The 23,077-nt window shown below is 48.7% G+C and carries 15 protein-coding genes and 1 tRNA gene; 12 read left to right on the plus strand and 4 right to left on the minus strand.

All coding sequences use genetic code 11. The features are described from left to right. Nucleotides 1-9: 9 nt before the first annotated feature. Nucleotides 10-501 (minus strand): 3'-5' exonuclease, encoded by a 492-nt coding sequence (locus H8S52_RS14495; protein WP_117984461.1) that lies wholly within the window; start codon nucleotides 499-501, stop codon nucleotides 10-12. A 217-nt stretch (nucleotides 502-718) separates the two neighbouring features. Between H8S52_RS14495 and H8S52_RS14500 the strand changes: the two genes are divergently transcribed. The 5 genes from H8S52_RS14500 to topA all read left to right on the plus strand — a co-directional run bounded on the left by H8S52_RS14500 (nucleotide 719) and on the right by topA (nucleotide 9,121). Beyond that, nucleotides 719-1,189, plus strand: a complete 471-nt coding sequence (locus tag H8S52_RS14500; RefSeq protein WP_186910095.1) for a DNA-binding protein — start codon at nucleotides 719-721, stop codon at nucleotides 1,187-1,189. A gap of 139 nt (nucleotides 1,190-1,328) precedes the next feature. After that, nucleotides 1,329-1,853, plus strand: coding sequence for an NUDIX domain-containing protein (locus H8S52_RS14505; protein WP_117907652.1), 525 nt, complete (start codon nucleotides 1,329-1,331; stop codon nucleotides 1,851-1,853). A 77-nt stretch (nucleotides 1,854-1,930) separates the two neighbouring features. Continuing rightward, complete coding sequence (locus H8S52_RS14510; protein ID WP_186910096.1) at nucleotides 1,931-4,963, plus strand: tetratricopeptide repeat protein; 3,033 nt, start codon at nucleotides 1,931-1,933, stop codon at nucleotides 4,961-4,963. A 9-nt stretch (nucleotides 4,964-4,972) separates the two neighbouring features. Further along, entirely contained in the window at nucleotides 4,973-6,637 is a 1,665-nt protein-coding gene (locus H8S52_RS14515; RefSeq protein WP_186910097.1) for a TonB-dependent receptor, read from the plus strand. Between the two features lie 135 nt (nucleotides 6,638-6,772). Further along, nucleotides 6,773-9,121 carry a type I DNA topoisomerase gene (gene topA, locus H8S52_RS14520; protein WP_117741929.1) on the plus strand — a complete coding sequence of 783 codons (2,349 nt, stop codon included), beginning with the start codon at nucleotides 6,773-6,775 and terminating at the stop codon, nucleotides 9,119-9,121. A gap of 72 nt (nucleotides 9,122-9,193) precedes the next feature. Here the strand turns inward: topA and argS are convergent, their stop codons facing one another. Next, entirely contained in the window at nucleotides 9,194-11,011 is a 1,818-nt protein-coding gene (argS, locus tag H8S52_RS14525; protein WP_117985591.1) for an arginine--tRNA ligase, read from the minus strand. A gap of 106 nt (nucleotides 11,012-11,117) precedes the next feature. Continuing rightward, nucleotides 11,118-11,384 carry an HU family DNA-binding protein gene (locus H8S52_RS14530; protein WP_005655377.1) on the minus strand — a complete coding sequence of 89 codons (267 nt, stop codon included), beginning with the start codon at nucleotides 11,382-11,384 and terminating at the stop codon, nucleotides 11,118-11,120. Between the two features lie 203 nt (nucleotides 11,385-11,587). On the opposite strand from H8S52_RS14530, the gene H8S52_RS14535 reads away from it, so the two are divergent. From H8S52_RS14535 to secDF, 5 genes are all read left to right on the plus strand, one after another. Beyond that, nucleotides 11,588-12,271: a rhomboid family intramembrane serine protease gene (locus tag H8S52_RS14535; protein WP_005655379.1), complete on the plus strand. Its 684-nt coding sequence runs from the start codon at nucleotides 11,588-11,590 to the stop codon at nucleotides 12,269-12,271. Continuing rightward, complete coding sequence (locus H8S52_RS14540; RefSeq protein WP_117665888.1) at nucleotides 12,252-13,142, plus strand: rhomboid family intramembrane serine protease; 891 nt, start codon at nucleotides 12,252-12,254, stop codon at nucleotides 13,140-13,142. Before H8S52_RS14535 ends, H8S52_RS14540 begins: the two co-directional genes overlap by 20 nt. A gap of 7 nt (nucleotides 13,143-13,149) precedes the next feature. Beyond that, nucleotides 13,150-14,250 (plus strand): endonuclease/exonuclease/phosphatase family protein, encoded by a 1,101-nt coding sequence (locus H8S52_RS14545; RefSeq protein WP_022104142.1) that lies wholly within the window; start codon nucleotides 13,150-13,152, stop codon nucleotides 14,248-14,250. Between the two features lie 58 nt (nucleotides 14,251-14,308). Beyond that, a complete protein-coding gene (locus tag H8S52_RS14550; protein WP_186910098.1) occupies nucleotides 14,309-16,393 on the plus strand; it encodes a M3 family metallopeptidase in 2,085 nt (694 codons plus the stop codon). A gap of 83 nt (nucleotides 16,394-16,476) precedes the next feature. Further along, a complete protein-coding gene (gene secDF, locus H8S52_RS14555) occupies nucleotides 16,477-19,476 on the plus strand; it encodes a protein translocase subunit SecDF (protein WP_186910099.1) in 3,000 nt (999 codons plus the stop codon). Between the two features lie 162 nt (nucleotides 19,477-19,638). Here the strand turns inward: secDF and H8S52_RS14560 are convergent. Then, nucleotides 19,639-19,710 (minus strand) — tRNA-Arg (locus H8S52_RS14560). A gap of 166 nt (nucleotides 19,711-19,876) precedes the next feature. Between H8S52_RS14560 and H8S52_RS14565 the strand changes: the two genes are divergently transcribed. Both H8S52_RS14565 and H8S52_RS14570 read left to right on the plus strand, forming a co-directional pair. Beyond that, on the plus strand, nucleotides 19,877-21,724 hold the full coding sequence (locus H8S52_RS14565) for a 2-oxoacid:acceptor oxidoreductase subunit alpha (RefSeq protein ID WP_016660870.1): 1,848 nt from the start codon (nucleotides 19,877-19,879) through the stop codon (nucleotides 21,722-21,724). Between the two features lie 14 nt (nucleotides 21,725-21,738). After that, nucleotides 21,739-22,743, plus strand: a complete 1,005-nt coding sequence (locus tag H8S52_RS14570; RefSeq protein WP_005655503.1) for a 2-oxoacid:ferredoxin oxidoreductase subunit beta — start codon at nucleotides 21,739-21,741, stop codon at nucleotides 22,741-22,743. Nucleotides 22,744-23,077 lie beyond the last annotated feature (334 nt).

The following is a 23,077-nucleotide window of genomic DNA, read 5'->3' on the forward strand; positions in this document are numbered from 1 at the left end:
ACGTATATTCTAAATAATCTGCCTGGCTATCCAGGCACAGGCTTCTGCATCGGCCAGCGCATGGTGATGTTGCTCTAACCGGTAACCGCACCATGCCGCTACCGTATGCAGCCGATAATCGGGCAGTCCCTTAATGGCACGGCGTGATGCCTGCAAAGTACAACGGAAATCATAATCGGGATAATCCATGCCGTACATGCGGAATACCGCTTTCAGGCAACTCTCATCGAACGCTTTATTATGCGCCACTAACGTCAGTCCCTCGATGCGTGGTGCAATTTCCTGCCATACGGCCGGAAAGACAGGCGACCGGGACGTATCCGCCAGGGTCAGACCGTGCACACGGGTATTCCAATAAGTATAATACTCCGGTTCGGGACGAATCAGACTGTAATAGCTGTCTGCAATTTCTCCATTCCGCACAATGACTACACCGACACTGCATACACTGGTGCGCTGTTCATTGGCCGTTTCAAAATCTATAGCGGCAAAATTCTCCATGAAGCGATTCTTTTACGATATTTCCAAAATATTTTAAAAAAGTTTCAATCAGCTGTAAACCAAAATATTAAGCAACCATTTATAGGGTTTTCCGAGCACAGGGAAAGTACCGAAAGCGCTTTTAAAGCACCCGTCCGTTCCGGCATGTTGTAACTTCGCACTGTGATCACAAAGATATATGATTTCGAAGTAACAACCATCTAAAACAAAAAAGATTATGGCATTCCGTTATGTAGTTAAAAAGAGAGTTTTCGGTTTCGATGAAAGTAAGTCGGAAAAGTATGTAGCCGCTTCGTTCTCCATTGGAGAAATCAGCTACGACAGACTGTGCGACCAGGTTACGAAGGAGGGTATGGCTCCGCGCGGCGTTGTAAAAATGGTTATGGACGGACTGATTGATGCGCTCAGCACTTACGTCAGTCTCGGAGCGACCGTGAAATTAGGAGATTTCGGCACTATCCGCCCGGGACTGAACTGCAAAAGCCAGAGCGAGGCAAAAGATGTAACCGCCGACAGCATCTACCGGCAGAAACTGATCCTCACTCCGGGAAAAAAGCTGAAAGATATGGTAAAGAGCGCCGGAATAACGCGTATCTCGACCAACGGCGAGGAGATTGCTACAGGTGGCGGCAGTAACGGCGGCAGTGGCAGTGGCAATGGCGGAGAGGAAGAAAATCCGCTGGGATAAAACCTGCAGGCTGACTTAAAAAAACAACCTGTCTATAACTGAGGCTGCATCGTATGAAATAGAGTATCATACGGTGCGGCCTTTTTATATGAATAGATTTTACTATCTTTGCCTACTGCAACCCGTAAAGCTTTAAAATATGGAACATCCTCTTTCTCAATTCAGATATTGTCCGAAATGCGGCTCGGAGCATTTCGAAATTCATAATGAAAAATCAAAACAATGCAAGGATTGCGGTTTTGTCTACTATTTCAACTCTGCCGCCGCTACCGTCGCCCTGATATTGAACGGACGGAACGAGTTACTGGTGTGCCGCCGCGCCAAAGAACCGGCCAAAGGGACACTCGATTTACCGGGCGGCTTCATAGACATGGCGGAAACCGGTGAAGAAGGCGTTGCGCGCGAAGTGAAAGAAGAGACGGGAATGACAGTGACACAAGCCGAATACCTGTTTTCATTACCGAACATCTATATCTATTCGGGATTTCCCGTACATACGCTGGACCTGTTTTTCCGCTGTACGGTAGCCGATACCCTGCATTTCGAAGCAATGGACGATGCGGCGGAAGTCTTCTTCCTTCCGCTGAAGGACATCCACCCGGAAGATTTCGGGCTGGGCTCCATCCGCAAAGGTCTGCAAATGTTCCTGGCGGGTATATCCTAAAAAAGCCAAACAAGTGGAACATATTCAAACCAAAACCCGTATTTTTGTAAAAAAGCCCTATTCTATAACCACCGAAGATGAAACATAAAATTTATCGCATAGTATGCACCGCGCTTTGCTGCGCACCTTTGCTCGCCACGGCACAGACGGGCGGGAAAATCACTTCGCCGCAACGGCTGTATGAGGAAGGAGAAAGTCTGTTCCGGCAAAAGGCATTTGCCGCAGCCATGCCTCCCCTACAGGCTTTTATAAAACAAACCGATGCGGAAGGCGCCCCGGTATCCGCTGCCGGCAACAAAGAAGAAGCCGAATACATGCTGGTATGCGCCGAATATGAACTGAGAAACCCCAATAGCATAGAGTTGTTGCGGGAGTATCTCGATGCGTATCCCGACACTCCCCACGCCAACCGTATCTGCGCCCTCATAGCGTCCGCCTATTTCTTCGAGGGAAAATATGACGATGCACTCGCCATGTTCAACTCCTCCCGGCTCGACCTCCTGAGCAATGAAGAACGGGATGACATGACCTACCGCCTGGCAACCTGTTACCTGAAAACCGGAAATGTGAAAGAAGCCGCCATCTGGTTCGAGACATTGCGAAGCACCGGTTCCAGATATACAGCAGACTGTACGTATTACCTTGCATATATCCGCTACTCACAGCAACGGTACGACGATGCCCTCAGCGGCTTCCTCAGCCTGCAGGACAATGCAAAATACGAGGCGCTCGTACCTTATTACATCGCGGAAATATATCTGATTAAAAAGAATTATGACAAAGCGGAAATTGTTGCGCAAAACTATCTCTCCGCTTACCCCAACCAGAAATATACGGGAGAGATGTACCGCATACAAGGTACAGCCGATTATCATTTCGGCAAGTACCATGAAGCAATAAAAGCTTTCGGCAGCTATCTGAAAGACAACGCGGAGCCTGCCCCAAGAAGAGATGCGCTTTATATGCTGGGAATGTCCTACTACCGGACGGGTGTCTACTCGCAAGTTCCGGTTACCCTGGGCGAGGTGACCGCAAACAAAGATGCGCTTACACAAAACGCATATCTGCACATGGGATTGGCTTACTTGCAGCTTGCCGACAAGAACAAGGCGCGTATGGCATTTGAACAGGCCGCTGCATCCGATGCCGATTTGAAAATCAAGGAACAGGCATCCTACAATAACGCTCTCTGCATTCACGAAACATCCTACTCTGCTTTCGGCGAGTCGGTTACGGTATTCGAGAACTTCCTGAATGAATTTCCCAACTCCGCATACGCCGATAAAGTAAGCAGCTACCTGGTAGAGGTGTATATGAACACGCGCAGCTACGACGCCGCACTCAAGTCCATTGAACGCATTACGCATCCCGGCAGGGCCATTTTGGAAGCCAAGCAGAAGATTCTGTTCCAGTTGGGTACCCAATCCTTTGCCAATACGCAGTTTGAGCAGGCAATCGGCTGTTTCAACCAAAGTATTGCCTTAGGCGGGTATAACCTGCAAACAAAGGCCGATGCCCTTTATTGGCGGGGTGAATCCTATTACCGGCTGAACCGCATGCAGGAAGCCGCCCGTAATTTTAACGATTATCTGTCCCTTACCCCACAGAAGAATACGGAAATGTATGCCCTTGCCTACTACAATCTGGCATACATAGCTTTCCATAAGAAAGATTATGCAACGGCGCAAGACCGTTTCCTGAAATTCATCCAACTGAGAAAGGCCGGAGACGCAACCGTTCTTGCCGATGCGTACAACCGTGTTGGCGACTGCTACATGCAGGTCCGCCGCTTCGACGAAGCCAAACAGTACTATACCCGGGCAGAAAATCTGGGCACGCCCGCCGGTGACTACTCCTACTATCAACTGGCTCTGGTTTCGGGTCTGCAAAAGGACTACGATGGAAAGATTACGCTGCTGAACCGGCTGGCCGACAAATATCCGAATTCGCCCTATGCCGTCAGTGCACTTTACGAAAAAGGCCGTTCGTATGTGCAGGGCCGCAATAACAGTCAGGCCATCGCAACCTTCCGGGAACTGCTGAACAAATATCCCGAAAGCCCCGTCAGTCGTAAGGCTGCCGCCGAAATCGGACTGCTGTACTATCAGAATGATGATTACAACCGCGCCATCGAAGCCTATAAATACGTTATCACCCAATATCCGGGCAGCGAAGAAGCACGTCTTGCCATGCGCGATTTGAAATCCATTTATGTGGAAGCCAACCGCGTGGATGAGTTTGCTGCGCTTGCCGCCCAAATGCCGGGTGCTATCCGCTTCGAACCCAGCGAGCAGGATTCGCTGACCTATATTGCCGCGGAAAAGGTGTATATGAAAGGGGAAATCATCCCTGCAAGGGAAAGCTTCACCCGTTACCTGCAAAGCTATCCGAACGGAGCTTTCAGCCTGAACGCGCATTACTATCTGAGCCTCATCGGAAAAGAGCAGAAAGACGAAACCGGCGTATTGGAGCATACCGGCAAACTGTTGGAGTATCCGGACAGCCCGTATTCGGAAGAGGCCTTGCTGATGCACGGAGAAATCCTGTTCAACCGCAAGGAGTACAAACAGGCTCTGGCAGACTACAAGCAACTGCAAGCCCGCGCCACAACCGCCGAACGCCGGCAGCTGGGTGTCACCGGCGTATTGCGATGCGGCGTGCTCTTGAAGGATGACATAGAAGTGATTCAGGCCGCAACCGCTTTACTGGCCGAAGCCAAACTGGCTCCCGAACTGCAAAATGAAGCCTTATACTACCGCGCCAAAGCCTATCTGAACCAGAAAGCGGTGAAAAAGGCGGCAGACGACCTGAAGCTTCTGGCAAAAGACACCCGTACATTATACGGTGCGGAAGCCAAGTATCTGTCGGCACAGTTGATGTACAATGCCGGTGAGTATGCCGCAGCCGAAAAGGAAATATTGAACTTCATCGACCAGAGCACCCCGCACGCCTACTGGCTGGCACGCAGCTTTATCCTTCTGTCCGATGTATATGTCGCTATGGATAAGAAACTGGATGCACGCCAATACCTGCTGAGCTTGCAACAAAACTATCATGCCGATGATGATATCGAGCGTATGATTCAAGAAAGACTGGAAAAGCTGAAATAAAAGAATGCAATGAATATGAGAAAAATACAATATATCCTCAGCGGAATAACGCTGATAACCCTACCTCTGGGCATCCATGCCCAGCAACAGGCCAAAGACTCCACCGTAAACCGTACGGTTGTTGTGGAACAGGAATATACCCCCGATATTCCGGATGCGTCCAAAATAAACGTGCTCCCCCAAGTGGAAGCGCCGACTGCCAATAAAAAGGCTGTGGAATACGATGTAACTCTCGTGCCTGCCAACACCATACCCGCAACTGTCATGCAGGCATATACCGGCAAGGAGACGCAAGCCAAAACACATCCCGGATATATCCGTTTGGGTTATGGCAACTACGGCAATCTGGACGCACGCGCCGGCTATCTGTTCACATTGTCCGGCCGCGACCGCCTCAACCTGAATTTCCGGATGAACGGCATGGACGGCAAACTCGATTTACCCGATAATGACGGCAAATGGAATTCCTACTACTATCGCACTCATGCCAATATGGATTATGTGCACCGCTTCAGGAAAGCAGACCTGAACGTTGCGGGCAACTTCGGATTGAGCAACTTCAATTTCCTGCCCGATGCAGCCGTCAGAAAACAGAAGTTCATTTCCGGTGACATTCATTTCGGAGTGAAATCCACGGATACGGAACTGCCCCTCCGGTTCAGTGCCGAAACAAACCTGATGCTTTACGAACGTCAATACGATTCCGGTTTCTTGAACAGCCGGGAATACATCGTCCGCACCAAAGCACTGGTCACAGGCGGCATATCAGACGAACAGACCGTAGGCATCGGCTTTGCAATGGACAATGTGCTGTACAAGAACAATCATTTTGAGAACTACACATCCCTTAGTCTGAACCCGCATTACCGCCTGGAAAACGATGATTGGAAAATACGTATCGGCGCCCTGGTGGACATGGGCTTCGGTTTCGGAAAGAAATTCCGGGCAGCCCCCGATGTAGCAGTGGAATACAACTTCTCGGACAGTTATATCCTCTATGCACAGACCAAAGGCGGGAGACTGCAAAATGACTTCCGCCGTTTAGAGGCATTCTGCCCATACGGACAGGTTTCTTCACAACCGGATGCCACTTACGAACAAATAAATGCCGCCATCGGCTTCAAAGCCAGTCCGGCAATCGGCTTATGGCTGAATCTGTACGGCGGATATCAGAACTTAAAGGATGATTTGTTTTTCCAACCGGCAGATTTCGAATCCGCTGCCAATGAGTACAGTCCGATGCTTTCCATCGGCCAATGGAACACAAGCAACATCTATGCCGGCGCCGAGATACGCTACGGCTATAAGAACATATTTTCATTCTCCGCTACCGGAGTTTACCGCAATTGGGATGCAAAGGACGACAGCCAGTCCAATACCGGCGCCTATTCCCTCGTTTATAAACCGGCCTTTGAAGCTGATTTGCACATAGATGTGCATCCCGTATCCGCTTTACTGCTTAACCTCGGCTACAGGCATATTTCGCGCGAGAAGGTGGAGGGAAACAAAGTCGATGCGGTCAACAACCTCTATGCCGGCGGCAGCTACGAATTCTTTAAAGGCATATCCGTTTACGCCCGCATAAACAATTTATTAAACCAGGATTATCAATATTATTGGGGATACCCCACCGAAGGCATCAACTTTACCGGAGGTGTAAGTTTTAAATTCTAATAGCCAAAATCAAAGATATAACCAACAAAATAGGTCATTTTTGCTAAATTCTCCTTATATTATAAGGTGGAAAGTTTGTTTTTTTCTACTTTTGCGGGCAAATTAGTGGCTGGAGTCACTATAAAACAGAAATTTATGCAGAAAAACCTTGTCATTGTCGAGTCTCCGGCAAAAGCTAAGACTATCGAGAAATTCCTCGGGAAAGACTATAAAGTCCTTTCCAGCTACGGTCATATACGCGATTTGAAGAAAAAAGAGTTCAGTATTGATATTGATAAAGATTTCAAACCGCATTATGAAATTCCTGGAGATAAGAAAAAGGTTGTAGAAGAGTTGAAAGCTGAAGCCAAGGAAGCGGAAACCGTATGGCTGGCATCCGATGAGGACCGCGAGGGAGAAGCGATTGCATGGCATTTATACGAAGTGCTGAAACTGCAACCGGAGCATACCAAGCGTATCGTTTTCCACGAAATTACCCAAAGCGCCATTCTGAAAGCCATCGAGCAACCGCGCAATATCGACATCAATCTGGTAGATGCCCAACAGGCACGCCGTATCCTAGACCGTATCGTAGGTTTTGAACTTTCACCCGTATTGTGGAAAAAAGTGAAACCCGCACTCTCTGCCGGGCGTGTACAATCGGTAGCTGTCCGCCTTATCGTAGAACGCGAGCGCGAGATACAGGCTTTCCAATCGGAAGCATCGTATCGGGTGACCGCCGTATTCCTCGTGCCCGATGCCGACGGCAAACCGGTGGAAATGAAAGCCGAGCTGTCGCGCCGTATCAAGACCAAAGCCGAAGCTCAAAAATTTCTGGAAAGCTGCCGGTCAGCCTCTTTCACCATCCATGACATTTCCACCCGCCCGCTGAAAAAAAGCCCTGCCGCTCCTTTCACTACATCTACCTTGCAGCAGGAAGCTGCCCGCAAATTAGGATTTACAGTAGCACAGACCATGATGGTAGCCCAGCGGTTGTACGAATCGGGAAAGATAACCTATATGCGTACCGACTCCGTCAACCTGTCCGAACTGGCGGTCGACAACAGCAAAGCGGTCATTGCCGACATGATGGGAGAGCGCTATGTATATCCGCGTCATTTCGCCACCAAAACCAAAGGCGCTCAAGAGGCTCACGAAGCCATTCGCCCTACGTATATGGAAAATGCCAAGATAGAAGGTACGCCGCAGGAAAGAAAACTGTACGACCTGATATGGAAGCGCACGATAGCCTCTCAAATGGCAGATGCGGAAGTTGAGAAAACGACCGTAAGCATCGGTATCAGCAACGAAGCGGATACGTTCAATGCAACCGGAGAGGTTGTAAAATTCGACGGTTTCCTCCACGTGTATCGCGAGTCCATCGACGAAGACACGGAGCAGGAGGATGAAACCCGTCTGCTGCCCCCTTTGAAGAAAGGACAAGTCTTGCATCACCAGAGCATTATTGCTACGGAACGCTTCACGCAACATCCGCCCCGTTACACCGAAGCCAGCCTTGTACGCAAATTGGAAGAGCTGGGTATCGGCCGTCCTTCCACATACGCCCCTACCATTTCAACCATACAGCAACGCGGCTATGTGGAGAAAGGCGAAAAGAGCGGGGAAGAGCGCTCTTACAACATACTTTCGTTGCAGGACAGCAAGATTACGGACGTTACGCAAACAGAAATTACAGGAGCCGAAAAAGCCAAATTGATGCCTACCGATACAGGTACGGTAGTCAATGATTTCCTGATGGAATATTTCCCCAACATCCTCGACTATAACTTTACTGCCAGCGTTGAAAAGCAGTTCGATGAGATAGCCGAAGGAGAAAAGAAGTGGACCGCCATCCTGAAGGATTTCTATAAAGATTTCCACCCGTCCGTGGAAAACACGCTTGCCACCAAGAATGCCCACAAGGCCGGCGAACGTATCTTAGGCGAAGAACCGGGCAGCGGCAAACAGGTATCCGTAAAAATCGGCCGTTTCGGTCCCGTTGTACAAATCGGTACTGCCGGAGACAACGAAAAGCCACGCTTCGCCCAGCTCAAGAAAGATATGTCCATTGAGACAATAACACTGGAAGAAGCTTTGGAACTGTTCAAGCTTCCCCGCACCTTGGGCGAATATGAAGGCAAGACAGTAACCATAGGAACCGGCCGCTACGGGCCTTATGTACACAACAACGGAATGTATACCTCGCTTCCGAAGACAATAGATCCGCTGGAAATAACACTGGCAGAAGCTATTCAGCTCATCCGGGAAAAGAAAGATGCCGAAGCCCAGAAACATATCAAGAAATTTGAAGAAGAACCGGAGCTGGAAATATTGAACGGCCGTTACGGACCGTATATTTCTTATAAAGGCAGCAACTACAAAATCCCGAAGGACATTATCCCGCAGGATTTAAACCTGGATGCATGCAGGGAAATCATCAAACTGCAGAGCGACCCCGATGCACCGAAAGCCAAACGCGGCAAATACGCCAAGAAGAAAAAGTAAAGAAGCCATAAAAAAAGAAAGCCCTCTCCGCAAATTGCAAAGAGGGCTTTTTCATATGATAAAATATCTCGATTACATTCTGTCAGGAACCTCAATGCCAAGCAATCCCATTCCCAAACGTACCACCTTGGCTACATTCTCGGACAAGGCAAGACGGAATATCTTCACAGCCTCATTCTCCTCACGCAGTATGCTGAAGTCATGATAGAACTGGTTGTATTCCTTCACGAGGTCGTAAGTATAGTTAGCAATCAAAGAAGGGCTATAATCCTCACCCGCCTGCTTCACAATAGCGGCAAAGTCTGCAACCATCTGTATCAGGCCTTCCTCTTTCTCACTCAATTCAATACCGGCCGGAAGTTGTGCAGGAACGGAAATACCTGCTTCTTTCGCTTTACGGAGAACCGACTGGATACGGGCATACGTATATTGGATGAAAGGTCCTGTATTACCATTGAAATCGATGGATTCCTTCGGATTGAACGTCATATTCTTGCGGGCATCCACCTTCAATATGAAATATTTCAATGCGCCTAAACCGACAATGCGTGCAATATTATCAGCCTCCTCTTGGGTCAGACCATCCAGCTTGCCCAATTCTCCGGAAGTTTCCTTAGCGGTATTAATCATTTCAGCCATTAAGTCATCGGCATCCACAACCGTACCCTCACGGCTCTTCATCTTACCTTCGGGCAGTTCCACCATACCGTAGGAGAAGTGAACCAACCCTTTGCCCCATTCGAAGCCCAGCTTATCAAGCAGAATGGAAAGCACCTGGAAATGGTAGTTCTGCTCGTTGCCTACCACATAAACCATCTTGTCAATGGGGAAATCGGCAAAGCGCAATTTGGCCGTACCTATATCCTGGGTCATATAAACAGAAGTGCCGTCGGCACGGAGCAGCAATTTGTGGTCGAGCCCTTCTCCGGTCAGGTCGGCCCATACGGAACCGTCTTCTTTGCGGTAGAAGAAGCCTTTCTCCAAACCTTCCATAACCTTCTCCTTGCCCTCCAGATAAGTTTCCGACTCGTAGTAAATCTTGTCGAACGTAACGCCCATCATACGGTAGGTTTCATCGAAGCCTGCATATACCCAATCATTCATCTTCTTCCACAGAGTACGGACCTCAGGGTCGCCGGCTTCCCACTTCACCAGCATCTCACGCGCTTCTTTCATCAAGGGAGATTCCGCTTCGGCTTTTGCCTTGGACTCTTCTTCGCTCATGCCTTCACTCTGGAACTTCGCCATCAGCTCTTTTACCTCAGCCTTATAATGCTTGTCGAAAGCCACATAATAGTCACCTATCAAATGGTCGCCTTTCTTACCGGACGATTCGGGAGTTTCACCGTTACCGTACTTCTGCCAAGCCAACATAGACTTACAGATATGAATACCGCGGTCGTTCACTATATTTGTCTTAACCACCCTGTTGCCATTGGCCGAGATGATATTTGCCAACGCATTGCCCAACAGATTATTACGGACATGTCCCAAATGGAGCGGCTTATTCGTATTGGGCGAAGAATACTCAATCATCACCAGCGGAGCGTTATCGGTTGCAGCAACAATGCCGTACTTTGCATCCGCATGAATTCCATTCAGCAACTCAATCCATGCCGAAGAAGCGATTGTCAGGTTCAAAAAGCCCTTGATAACATTGAATGCCGATACCGACGGCTCGTTTGCCTGCAGATATTCGCCAATCTCCTGTGCGGTCTGCTCCGGTCCTTTTTTAGACATACGGAGAAAAGGGAAAACGACCAGGGTAAGGTGTCCCTCAAATTCTTTCTTGGTTTTCTGCAACTGTATCTGTGCAGCCGGAACATCCTGACCGTACAGCGCTTTCAGTCCGCTCATTACGGACGCTACCAACTTCTGTTCTATATTCATGATTCAAATGTATTTTCTGCGTACAAAGATACGAACTATTTTTAATTCCATAAAAAAGGAGACGTTGTATGCGCCTCCTTTTCTCAAGTTTTATTTATGATTGATTTTATTCGATAGTCAATTCCGAACCCGGTTTGAACTTAGCTACTTTCTTCGCCTCAATCTGAATAGGTTTCTTTGTTGCCGGATTGATGCCAATGCGTCCGGCTCTCTCCATTACAGAAAAAGTGCCAAAGCCAACCAATGCGACTTTATCACCTGCCTTTAATGCTTTTGTTACCGATGCAATAAATGCATCCAATGCTCTTTTTGAATCGGCCTTTGACAAACCGCCTTCAGCTGCCATTGCGCTAATAAGTTCTGACTTATTCATAATACGAATGATTAATTAATTGTTACACAAAAGAAAAATTCCAATGCTACTTCCTACAAAAATAGAGCAAAAATTCTGAATATCAAATAAAAACATTAAAAAAAGGGCGGAAAACAGAGAAAAAGAAAGAATAGGAGTTCCTTTTTCTGTTATAGAACAGAATTTATTCGTATTTTTGCCAAATAAAGCGAAAAAAACAGAGTATGAATACTATACCGACAGTAACTAAAAACCTTTTAATCATCAATGTACTGATGTTTCTCGGCACGATTGTGGCACAGAGTTACGGCATTGATTTAAACAACTACCTGGGACTGCACTTTTTCCTTGCCGGAGATTTCAATGCAGCACAGTTGATTACTTATATGTTCATGCACGGCGGATTTACCCATCTGTTCTTCAACATGTTTGCCGTTTGGATGTTCGGCCGTATACTCGAGCAGGTCTGGGGGCCGAAACGCTTCCTGTTCTACTACCTCGCATGCGGCATCGGTGCAGGGCTTATCCAGGAGCTTGTACAATACATCCATTACGAAACGGTACTTTCCGCATACGACAGTGTCAATACCGGGTATTCCATCATCCCCATGGAAGAATATCTCAACATGATGACTACCGTCGGAGCGTCCGGGGCCGTATATGCCATCTTGCTGGGATTCGGCATGCTGTTTCCCAACCAACCGATGTTCGTCTTTCCGCTACCGTTTCCCATCAAAGCCAAATATTTCGTTATCGGATATGCCTTGATAGAATTATTCTCGGGACTTGCCAACAATCCGGGCGACAATGTGGCGCACTTTGCACATTTGGGCGGTATGATATTCGGATTCATTCTAATAATGTACTGGAGAAAAAAGGACAGAGGAAATGGCTACTATTATAACTGATTTAAAGGAATCGTTCCGTAGAGGAAACATCTACATCCAACTGATTTATATCAATGTAGGAGTATTTATCTTCACTACACTGACAGGAGTCATATTGCAGCTCTTCAACCGGAGCCTCGGCGGAGTGTTCGAATGGCTGGAACTGCCCGCTTCACTGCCCCGCTTCATCATCCAGCCCTGGTCTGTCCTGACGTATATGTTTATGCACGCAGGAGTCCTGCATATTCTTTTCAATATGCTTTGGCTGTATTGGTTCGGTGCCTTATTCCTGAACTTTTTCTCTGCCAGACACTTACGGGGAGTATACATCTTAGGCGGAATCTGCGGCGGACTGCTTTATATGACCGCCTACAACATCTTCCCTTATTTCCGTCCGATGACGGAATACTCTTTCATGCTGGGAGCATCGGCATCCGTACTCGCTATCGTGGCGGCTACCGCCTATCGGGAACCTGACTACCCGATACGTCTTTTCCTTTTTGGAACCGTACGCCTGAAATATCTGGCATTGGTTGTTATCGTAACAGACCTGTTATTCATCACCTCCAGCAATGCCGGCGGACATATCGCCCATTTAGGCGGAGCGTTGGCAGGTCTGTGGTTTGCAGCCAGCCTTAGCAAAGGCGCGGATATCACTGCATGGATTAACAAGTCTCTGGACGCTGTCACTGCCTTGTTCAGTTTCAAGCCCCGCAAGCCCAAGATGAAGGTCCATTATGGAACCGAAAGACAGAAAGATTATAACTATAACGCCCGAAAAAAAGCTCAATCCGATGAAATAGACCGTATCCTCGACAAATTGAAGAAGTCCGGATATGAAAGTCTCACAACGGAAGAAAAGAAGAGCTTGTTCGATGCAAGTAAACGATAATGTATGTATGAAGCATTTCGGTAATTTTGTCGCCCTGCTGATTGTAGCGGTCAATGCTTTATTCACGGGTCTTTTGCTGTTGGTGGCATACAGTCCTTACATCCAACCGGCAACGCATCCGGTACAATCCTGTCTCGGACTGACCTTTCCGGTCTTTGCACTTATCAACGGCGGCTTTCTGATTTTCTGGCTGGTTATACAACGATACAAGACAGCTTTGCTGCCGTTAACCGGCCTTCTGTTATGCTACTCGCAGCTACGGACCTATCTGCCCCTTAATTTTCACACCACCGAGCTTCCCGAAGGCAGCATAAAGCTCCTGTCTTACAACATTATGGGTTTTGACGGTGCTTACAAAAAAGACGGGAAGAATCCGATACTCACCTATCTGAAAGAGAGCAATGCCGACATCCTATGCCTGCAGGAATATGCATCCGACGAATCTCCCCGCCACCTCACGCAGAAAGACATCGAACGGGAGTTGAAAGATTATCCCTACCGCCGTATCAACGTCGTAGGCAGCGGCAGCGGCTATACCAACAGGATAGCATGTTATTCCAGATTTCCCATTCTATCCGCACGTGTCCTGGACTATGCAAGCAGCTACAACGGTTCCGTACTGTATGAACTCAAACTGAATGAAGATACGATTACCCTTATCAACAACCATTTGGAGTCCAACAAACTGACAAAGGCCGATAAAGACATTTACGAAGAAATATTGAAAGCTCCCGAAACGGAAAAAGTGAAAAGCGGCGCACGGCTGTTGCTGCATAAACTGGCGGAAGCATCCGCCATCCGCGCCCCGCAGGCAGACACCATTGCACGGGAGATAGCATCTTCCCGGCATCCGTCCGTCATCGTCTGCGGAGATTTCAACGACACTCCCATTTCATACGCCCACCGCGTCATAGCGCAAAATCTGGATGACGCTTTCACCCAGTCGGGACGCGGACTGGGAATCTCCTACAACCAGAACAAATTCTATTTTAGGATAGACAACATATTAATCAGCAAGAACCTGCGGTCGTACAACTGTACAGTAGACCGTTCCATAAGAGAGTCCGATCACTATCCGATATGGTGCTACATAGCCAAACGGCAATGACGTTCCCTGCCAAGATGAAATTATCAATAAACTACTCATTATCTAATACTCTGACTTTATGTTTAAAAGAAGTATTCTAATTTTAGCTGCAAGTTGTATGATGTACTCCTGTGCCAACCAAACGGAAAGCAATCCGTTCCTCACCGAGTTTCAAACCCCGAACGGTGTTCCGCCTTTCGACAAAATCAGGCTGGAACACTACGAACCGGCATTCCTTCAGGGAATAGAAGAGCAAAATGCCAATATCCGGGCTATTGTCGACAATACCGAAGCGCCGGATTTTGAAAATGTAATCGTTGCTTTTGACAACAGTTCACCCATACTCAACCGGGTAAGCGCCATCTTCTTCAACATGACGGATGCCGAGACCAGTGACGCCCTGAACGAACTTTCCATAAAGCTCGCTCCGGTACTGTCCGAACATGGAGACAATATATCGCTTAACCAGGCGCTATTCAATAAAGTACAGGCCGTTTACCAGAAAAAGGATTCGTTAAACCTGACCACCGAACAACAAAGACTTCTGGACAAAACATACAAAGATTTCGTACGTTCCGGCGCCAATCTTTCTGCCGAAAAGCAAGCCCGCCTGCGCGAGATAAACAAGCAGCTCTCCACGCTGGGCATCACTTTCAGCAACAATATCCTGAACGAAAACAATGAGTTCATGCTCTTTGTAGACAAGCAGGAAGACCTTGCCGGACTTCCCGAATGGTTCCGCCAAAGCGCTGCCGAAGAAGCAAAAGCAGCCGGACAGGAAGGCAAATGGCTGTTTACGCTGCACAACGCCAGCCGTCTCCCGTTCCTGCAATATTCAGCCAACCGTCCGTTGCGCGAGAAAATATACAAAGCTTACATCAACCGCGGCAACAACAACGACAAGAACGATAACAAGAAAATCATTACCGACATCGTCAGTCTGCGTCTCGAAAAAGCCCGCCTATTAGGCTTCGACTGCTATTCCAACTTCGTACTGGACAATACGATGGCAAAGAATTCGGCCACTGTAATGGAGTTCCTGAACAACCTGTGGAATTATGCCCTGCCTAAAGCCAAGGCCGAAGCTGCCGAACTCCAGAAGCTGATGGACAAAGAAGGCAAAGGCGAGAAGCTGGAAGCCTGGGACTGGTGGTATTATACCGAGAAGCTCCGCAAAGAAAAATATGACCTCGAAGAGGACCAGATCAAACCCTACTTCAAACTGGAGAACGTACGCGAAGGCGCTTTTGCCGTTGCCAACAAACTCTATGGCATTACGCTGACAAAACTCAACAATATCCCTGTCTATCATCCCGATGTAGAAGTCTTCGAGGTAAAAGATGCAGACGGCTCGCAACTGGGCATCTTCTACGTAGACTACTTCCCGCGTCCCGGCAAGAGCGGCGGAGCATGGATGAGCAACTACCGCGAACAGAAAGGCGACATCCGTCCGTTGGTGTGCAACGTAGCCAGCTTCACCAAACCCGTTGGCGATACCCCCTCCCTGCTCACAATGGATGAAGTGGAAACCCTTTTCCATGAATTCGGTCACGGACTGCACGGACTGCTGACCAAATGCAACTACCTGGGCGTCTCCGGCACGAATGTAGTACGCGATTTCGTAGAACTTCCGTCACAAATCAACGAACATTGGGCCACTGAACCCAAGGTATTGAAGATGTACGCCAGACATTACCAGACCGGCGAAGTCATCCCCGACAGCCTCATCGAAAAGATACTGAAACAAAAGACTTTCAACCAGGGTTTCATGACCACCGAGCTGCTGGCAGCCGCTATTCTCGACATGAACCTGCACAACCTGACGGATACGAAAGGTATCGATGTCGTAGCCTATGAAAAAGAAGCTATGGACCAACTCGGTTTAATCCCCGAAATAGCTCCCCGCTACCGCACCACCTACTTCAACCACATCATAGGCGGTTATGCCGCAGGCTATTACAGCTATCTGTGGGCAAACGTGCTGGACAACGATGCTTTTGAAGCATTCAAGGAACACGGCATTTTCGACAAGGCAACCGCCGACCTTTTCCGCCGCAATGTGCTGGAAAAAGGAGACAGCGAAGACCCGATGACACTCTACAAGAATTTCAGAGGGTCAGAACCGCAATTAGAGCCGATGTTAAAAAATCGCGGTATGAAGTAAGAATTGTGAAAAAAAAGCTATATTTGCAGCCTTATATACAATAGAAATCAATTAAAAAGTAATCATAATAAACTAAAAGTAACATGCAAAACAAAGGATTTGTAAGGGTTTTTGCGATATTGCTCACACTGGTGTGTGTGTTCTATCTCTCCTTCTCTTTTGTGACCCGCCATTACGCCCATAAGGCTAAAGAGTTCGCAAAAGGCGATGTGAAAGTAGAACAGGACTACCTCGATTCTCTGTCAAACGAGAAAGTGTGGTTCGGCAATTGGACGCTGAAACAATGTCGTGAAATGGAGATCAGTTTAGGTTTGGACTTGAAGGGTGGTATGAACGTCATCCTGGAAGTGTCGGTACCCGATGTCATCAAGGCATTGGCGGACAACAAGTCTGACGAAGCATTCAACCAGGCACTGGCCACTGCGGCAAAACAGGCTACTACCAGCCAGGACGACGTTATCACGTTGTTCATCAGAGAGTATCACAGAATCGCTCCGGATGCTTCACTCTCACAACTGTTCGCTACCCAACAGCTAAAGGACAAGGTAAACCAGAAATCTTCCGATGCAGAAGTTGAAAAAGTATTGCGCGAAGAAGTAAAGGCAGCCGTTGACAACTCATTCAACGTACTCCGTACCCGTATCGACCGCTTTGGTGTGGTTCAGCCCAACATCCAGAGCCTGGAAGACAAAATGGGACGTATCATGGTGGAGCTTCCGGGTATCAAAGAGCCTGAACGTGTAAGAAAATTGTTACAAGGTTCTGCCAACCTGGAATTCTGGGAAACATACAACGCAAAAGACGTTGCTTCGTACCTGCAATCGGCTGATGCCAAATTGCGTGCAATCCTGGCTACCACAGAAGAAGCAACAGACAGCGTAGCTGCCGAAGCTCCCGCCGTAGCGCAAGCTACCAGCACTACCGACAGCCTTGCCGCAGCACTGAAAGGTGAAAGCAAAGCACAGGCTGCCGACCTTGAGCAAATCAAGAAAGAACATCCGCTGCTGGCAGTTCTTCAGGTAAATCCCAGCGGTCAAGGCCCTGTTGTAGGTTATGCAAACTACAAGGATACCGCTGATATCAACAAATACCTCTCCATGCCGGAAATTCAGGCTGAAATGCCGAAAGACCTGCGCCTGAAGTGGGGTGTTTCTCCTTTTGAATACGACCCGAAAGCACAGACTTTCGAATTGTACGCCATCAAGTCTACCGAACGTAACGGACGCGCTCCGCTGGAAGGTGACGTCGTTGTAAACGCCAAAGACGAATTCGACCACTATGGCAAACCTGCCGTAAGCATGTCTATGAATACGGACGGTGCACGCCGTTGGGCACAACTCACCAAACAGAATGTAGGTAAAGCCATCGCCATTGTACTGGACGGCTATGTATACTCCGCACCGAACGTAAATCAGGAAATCACCGGCGGTAACTCACAAATCACCGGTCACTTCACTCCCGAACAGGCAAAAGACTTGGCAAACGTATTGAAATCAGGTAAGATGCCGGCTCCTGCCCACATCGTACAGGAAGACATCGTAGGTCCGTCTTTGGGACAAGCATCCATCAACGCCGGTATCATGTCATTCGTTGTGGCATTGATTCTGTTGATGATTTACATGTGCTCCATGTACGGTTTCATCCCGGGTATGGTTGCCAACGGCGCTCTGATATTGAACTTGTTCTTCACGCTGGGTATCCTCTCATCCTTCCAGGCCGCTCTGACGATGTCCGGTATTGCCGGTATGGTACTGTCGCTCGGTATGGCTGTGGATGCCAACGTATTGATTTACGAACGTACCAAAGAAGAGTTGCGTGCAGGTAAAGGTGTCAAGAAAGCACTTGCCGACGGTTACTCCAATGCTTTCTCCGCAATCTTCGACTCTAACCTGACATCTATCATCACAGGTATCATCCTGTTCAACTTCGGTACCGGTCCTATCCGCGGTTTCGCCACGACACTGATTATCGGTATCCTGATTTCATTCTTTACCGCTGTGTTCATGACACGTTTGTTCTACGAACACTTCATGAACAAAGACAAGTTGCTGAACCTGACATTCTCTACGGGAATCTCCAAGAACCTGATGGCGAATGTACACTTCGACTTCATGGGCAGAAACAAACTCTGGATGACGCTGGCAGGTGTAGCGGTTGTAGTCTGCATCGGCTTCCTCAGCATCCGCGGTTTGAGCCAGAGCATCGACTTCACCGGTGGACGTAACTTCAAGGTACAGTTTGAGAACAAGGTAGAACCCGAACAGGTACGCGAATTGATTTCCAGCAAGTTCGGCGATGCCAATGTCAGTGTCATCGCTATCGGTGCTGACGGCAAGACCGTACGTATCAGTACCAACTACCGTATCGAAGAAGAAGGTAACAACATCGACTCCGAAATCGAAGCATACCTGTACGAGACCCTGAAACCGTTGCTGACCCAGAATATCACGCTGGAAACCTTCATCGACCGTGAGAACCATACGGGCGGCAGTATCATCAGCTCACAGAAAGTAGGTCCGAGTATCGCAGACGACATCAAGGTATCCGCTATCTGGTCTGTTGTACTGGCACTGATTGCTATCGGTCTGTACATCCTGCTCCGTTTCCGCAACATTGCCTACTCTATCGGTTCCGTATGTGCACTGGCCTGCGACACGATTATCATTTTGGGCGCCTACTCCATGTTCTGGGGCATCCTGCCGTTCTCTTTGGAAATCGACCAGACGTTTATCGGTGCTATCCTGACGGCTATCGGTTACTCAATCAACGATAAGGTGGTAATCTTCGACCGTGTACGCGAGTTCTTCGGTCTCTATCCGAAACGCAACAAGAAAGTATTGTTCAACGATTCACTGAACACGACTCTGGCACGTACCATCAATACCTCACTGAGTACGTTGATTGTATTGCTGTGTATCTTCATCCTCGGTGGTGATTCCATCCGCAGCTTCGCGTTCGCCATGATTCTGGGTGTTGTATTCGGTACACTGTCTTCTCTGTTCGTTGCATCTCCTATCGCTTACATGCTGATGAAGAACAAAAAAGATACAGAACAGGCAGTAGCTGTTGAAGAAGCAAAATAATTCCTATTATATAAATAGGATAAAAATAAGAGAAAGAGGAAATCCCGGTGTGACGGGGTTTCCTCTTTCTCTTTTCTACAGAATTTTACGGATACTCCTCTACAGCAGCAGGAAGTTCCGCACAAAAAAAAGGACGTCCGTATCATAACAGACATCCTTTCGTAGCTCCGAGGGGAATCGAACCCCTATCTAAAGTTTAGGAAACTTCTATTCTATCCGTTGAACTACAGAGCCTTTTTGCATACATTCTGCATATAGCAATGGAATGCGGGTACAAAGATAATGTATTCTGCTGATTTTCCGAAAAAAGTTTTGTTAATCCGATTAACTTTACGAAATTTGTCTTTGAACAAAATAAGTATAAGTTTCCTTATATAATACATATAATAATTCGTAAGTTATGGCAAACGACATGATGGTCAAAGAACTGGAGCAAGTGGTAGTCCGCTTCTCCGGAGACTCCGGCGACGGTATGCAGCTCGCCGGCAACATCTTTTCAACAGTTTCGGCTACGGTAGGTAATGACATCAGTACATTCCCCGATTATCCGGCAGACATCCGTGCCCCGCAAGGCTCACTGACGGGCGTATCCGGTTTTCAGGTACATATCGGTGCAAACAAAGTCTATACCCCCGGTGATAAATGCGATGTACTGGTAGCGATGAATGCCGCTGCGTTAAAAACACAGTATAAGTTTGCCAAATCTACCGCATGTATTATCATCGATACGGACGCATTCCAGAAATCGGATTTGGAAAAGGCCGCTTTCAAGACGGACAACCCCATTGAAGAAATGGGCATCAAACAGGATGTCATTGCCGCTCCTATCTCTCAAATGGTGAAAGACTGCCTTGCCGACACGGGTATGGATAACAAATCCATGCTGAAGTGCCGCAACATGTTTGCAGTGGGACTGGTATGCTGGCTGTTCAGCCGCGACCTGACGATAGCCGAAGAGTTTATCCGCGAGAAATTCGCCAAGAAACCTGAAATTGCAGAAGCCAATATCAAGGTTATCCGCGCCGGATACGACTACGGACACAACACCCACGCATCCGCCTCTCACACTTACAAGATTGAAAGCAAAGTAAAGACTCCCGGACGCTATATGGACATTACGGGCAACAAGGCCACGGCCTACGGCTTCATAGCCGCTGCCGAGAAAGCAGGCCTGAAGCTTTACCTGGGTTCTTACCCCATCACCCCCGCAACCGATGTGCTGCACGAACTTTCCAAGCACAAGTCACTGGGCGTAATGACCGTACAGTGCGAAGACGAGATTTCCGGTTGCGCCTCCGCCGTCGGAGCATCCTTTGCCGGAGCATTGGCGGTTACCTCCACCTCCGGACCGGGTATCTGCCTGAAATCGGAAGCCATGAACCTGGCTGTTATTATGGAACTGCCGCTGGTGGTGCTCGATGTACAGCGCGGCGGCCCTGCAACAGGTCTGCCCACCAAGTCCGAGCAGACCGACTTGCTGCAAGTACTCTTCGGCCGTAACGGCGAAAGCCCCATGCCCGTACTTGCCGCCACCTCACCGACAGACTGCTTTGAATGCGCCTACATGGCATCCAAGATAGCACTGGAGCACATGACCCCCGTCGTACTGCTTACCGATGCTTTCGTTGCCAACGGCTCGGCAGCGTGGAAACTGCCCAAGCTTGCCGATTATCCCGCTATCGTTCCGCCTTATGTACGCCCCGAAATGCAGGGTTCATGGACACCCTACCAGCGCGATGAAAAGACCGGCAGCCGCTACTGGGCCATCCCCGGAACAGAAGGCTTCACCCACATCCTCGGCGGATTGGAGAAAGACAACAAGACAGGCGCCATCTCTACCGACCCTGAGAACCACGACCTGATGACCCGCCTGCGTGCCGAGAAAATTGCCAAAATAGAAGTGCCCGATGTAGAAGTGGAAGGCGACAAGGACGATGCCGAACTGCTGATTGTCGGCTTCGGCGGCACTTACGGCCATCTGCACGCCGCTATGGACGAGCTCCGCGCCACAGGCAAGAAAGTGGCCCTCGCCCACTTCAAGTTCATCAATCCGCTGCCCAAGAATACGGCAGAGGTGATGAAGCGCTACAAGAAAGTAGTGGTGGCCGAGCAGAACATGGGACAGTTTGCCGGATACCTGCGCATGAAAGTAGACGGTTTCGTTCCCTACCAGTTCAATCAGGTGAAAGGCCAGCCCTTCCTGGTGAACGAGTTAGTACAAGCATTTGAGGAGATTATCAAGAACTAAAAAAGAAAAGAACTATGTGCGAATATACAGCAAAAGACTTCAAGAAAGGGCAACCCCGCTGGTGTCCGGGTTGCGGTGACCATTTTTTCCTCGCGTCCCTGCATAAGGCTATGGCCGAAATCGGCGTTCCGCCTTACAAAACAGCAGTAATCTCAGGTATCGGCTGTTCCAGCCGTCTGCCCCACTATATGAATACCTACGGCATGAACACCATTCACGGACGTGCCGCTGCCATTGCCACCGGTTGCAAGGTTGCCAATCCGGAACTCACCGTATGGCAGGTGAGCGGCGACGGCGACGGACTCGCCATCGGCGGCAACCACTTTATCCATGCCAACCGCCGCAACATCAACCTGAACATGATTCTGTTGAACAACCGTATCTACGGCCTGACGAAAGGACAATACTCCCCGACGTCTCCCCGCGGTTTCGTCAGCAAATCATCTCCTTACGGTACGGTAGAAGACCCGTTCCATCCGGCAGAACTCTGCTTCGGTGCACGCGGCCACTTCTTTGCACGCGCCGTTGCCACGGATGCAGCCGGAACGGTGGAAATCCTGAAAGCCGCCTACAACCACAAAGGAGCCAGCGTCTGTGAGATTCTCCAGAACTGCGTCATCTTCAATAACGGCACGCACGATGCCGTTGCCAAGAAAGAAGACCGCGCCAAACACGCCATCTATCTGGAACATGGCAAGCCCATGCTCTTCGGCGAGAACAACGAATACGGACTGATGCAGGAAGGCTTCGGGCTGAAAGTGGTGAAGCTCGGCGAGAACGGCATTACGGAAAAGGATATTCTTATCCACGACGCCCATTGCGAGGACAACACCCTGCAACTGAAACTTGCCCTGATGGAAGGCCCTGACTTCCCGATTGCCCTCGGCGTAATCCGCGATGTGGAAGCTCCCACCTACGATGATGCCGTACATGCACAAATCGAAGAGGTATCCGCCAAGAAAAAGTACCACAACTTTGAGGAACTGCTGATGACCAATGATACCTGGGAAGTGAAATAACCTCCACGGAACAGGAATTCAGTTTACACACATTCCCCCTTCACCCTCCACATCCCTTTATCCATAAGGGACAGCGGGTGAAGGGGGCTTTTTATATCCCGGTTGGCAGCAAAGAAACAAGCGGCATCAGCTCTCCAAAGGCAGAGGCAAAATACCGATATGCCTCAGCATAAAGGTGACAATACACTGTATAAAACCCCGTTATGCATCTACTAAGGGACATTCATTAAATATTACAAAATTAGCCAACTAATTCATACACAAATTATTGCGAATTAGTTGGCTTTTTTGTATCTTTAGGTATTCCCCCGAAAACAAGGTTTGACGGCCAAAA

This window comes from Bacteroides sp. NSJ-48, assembly GCF_014287405.1.
Taxonomy (GTDB): Bacteria; Bacteroidota; Bacteroidia; order Bacteroidales; family Bacteroidaceae; genus Bacteroides; species Bacteroides stercoris.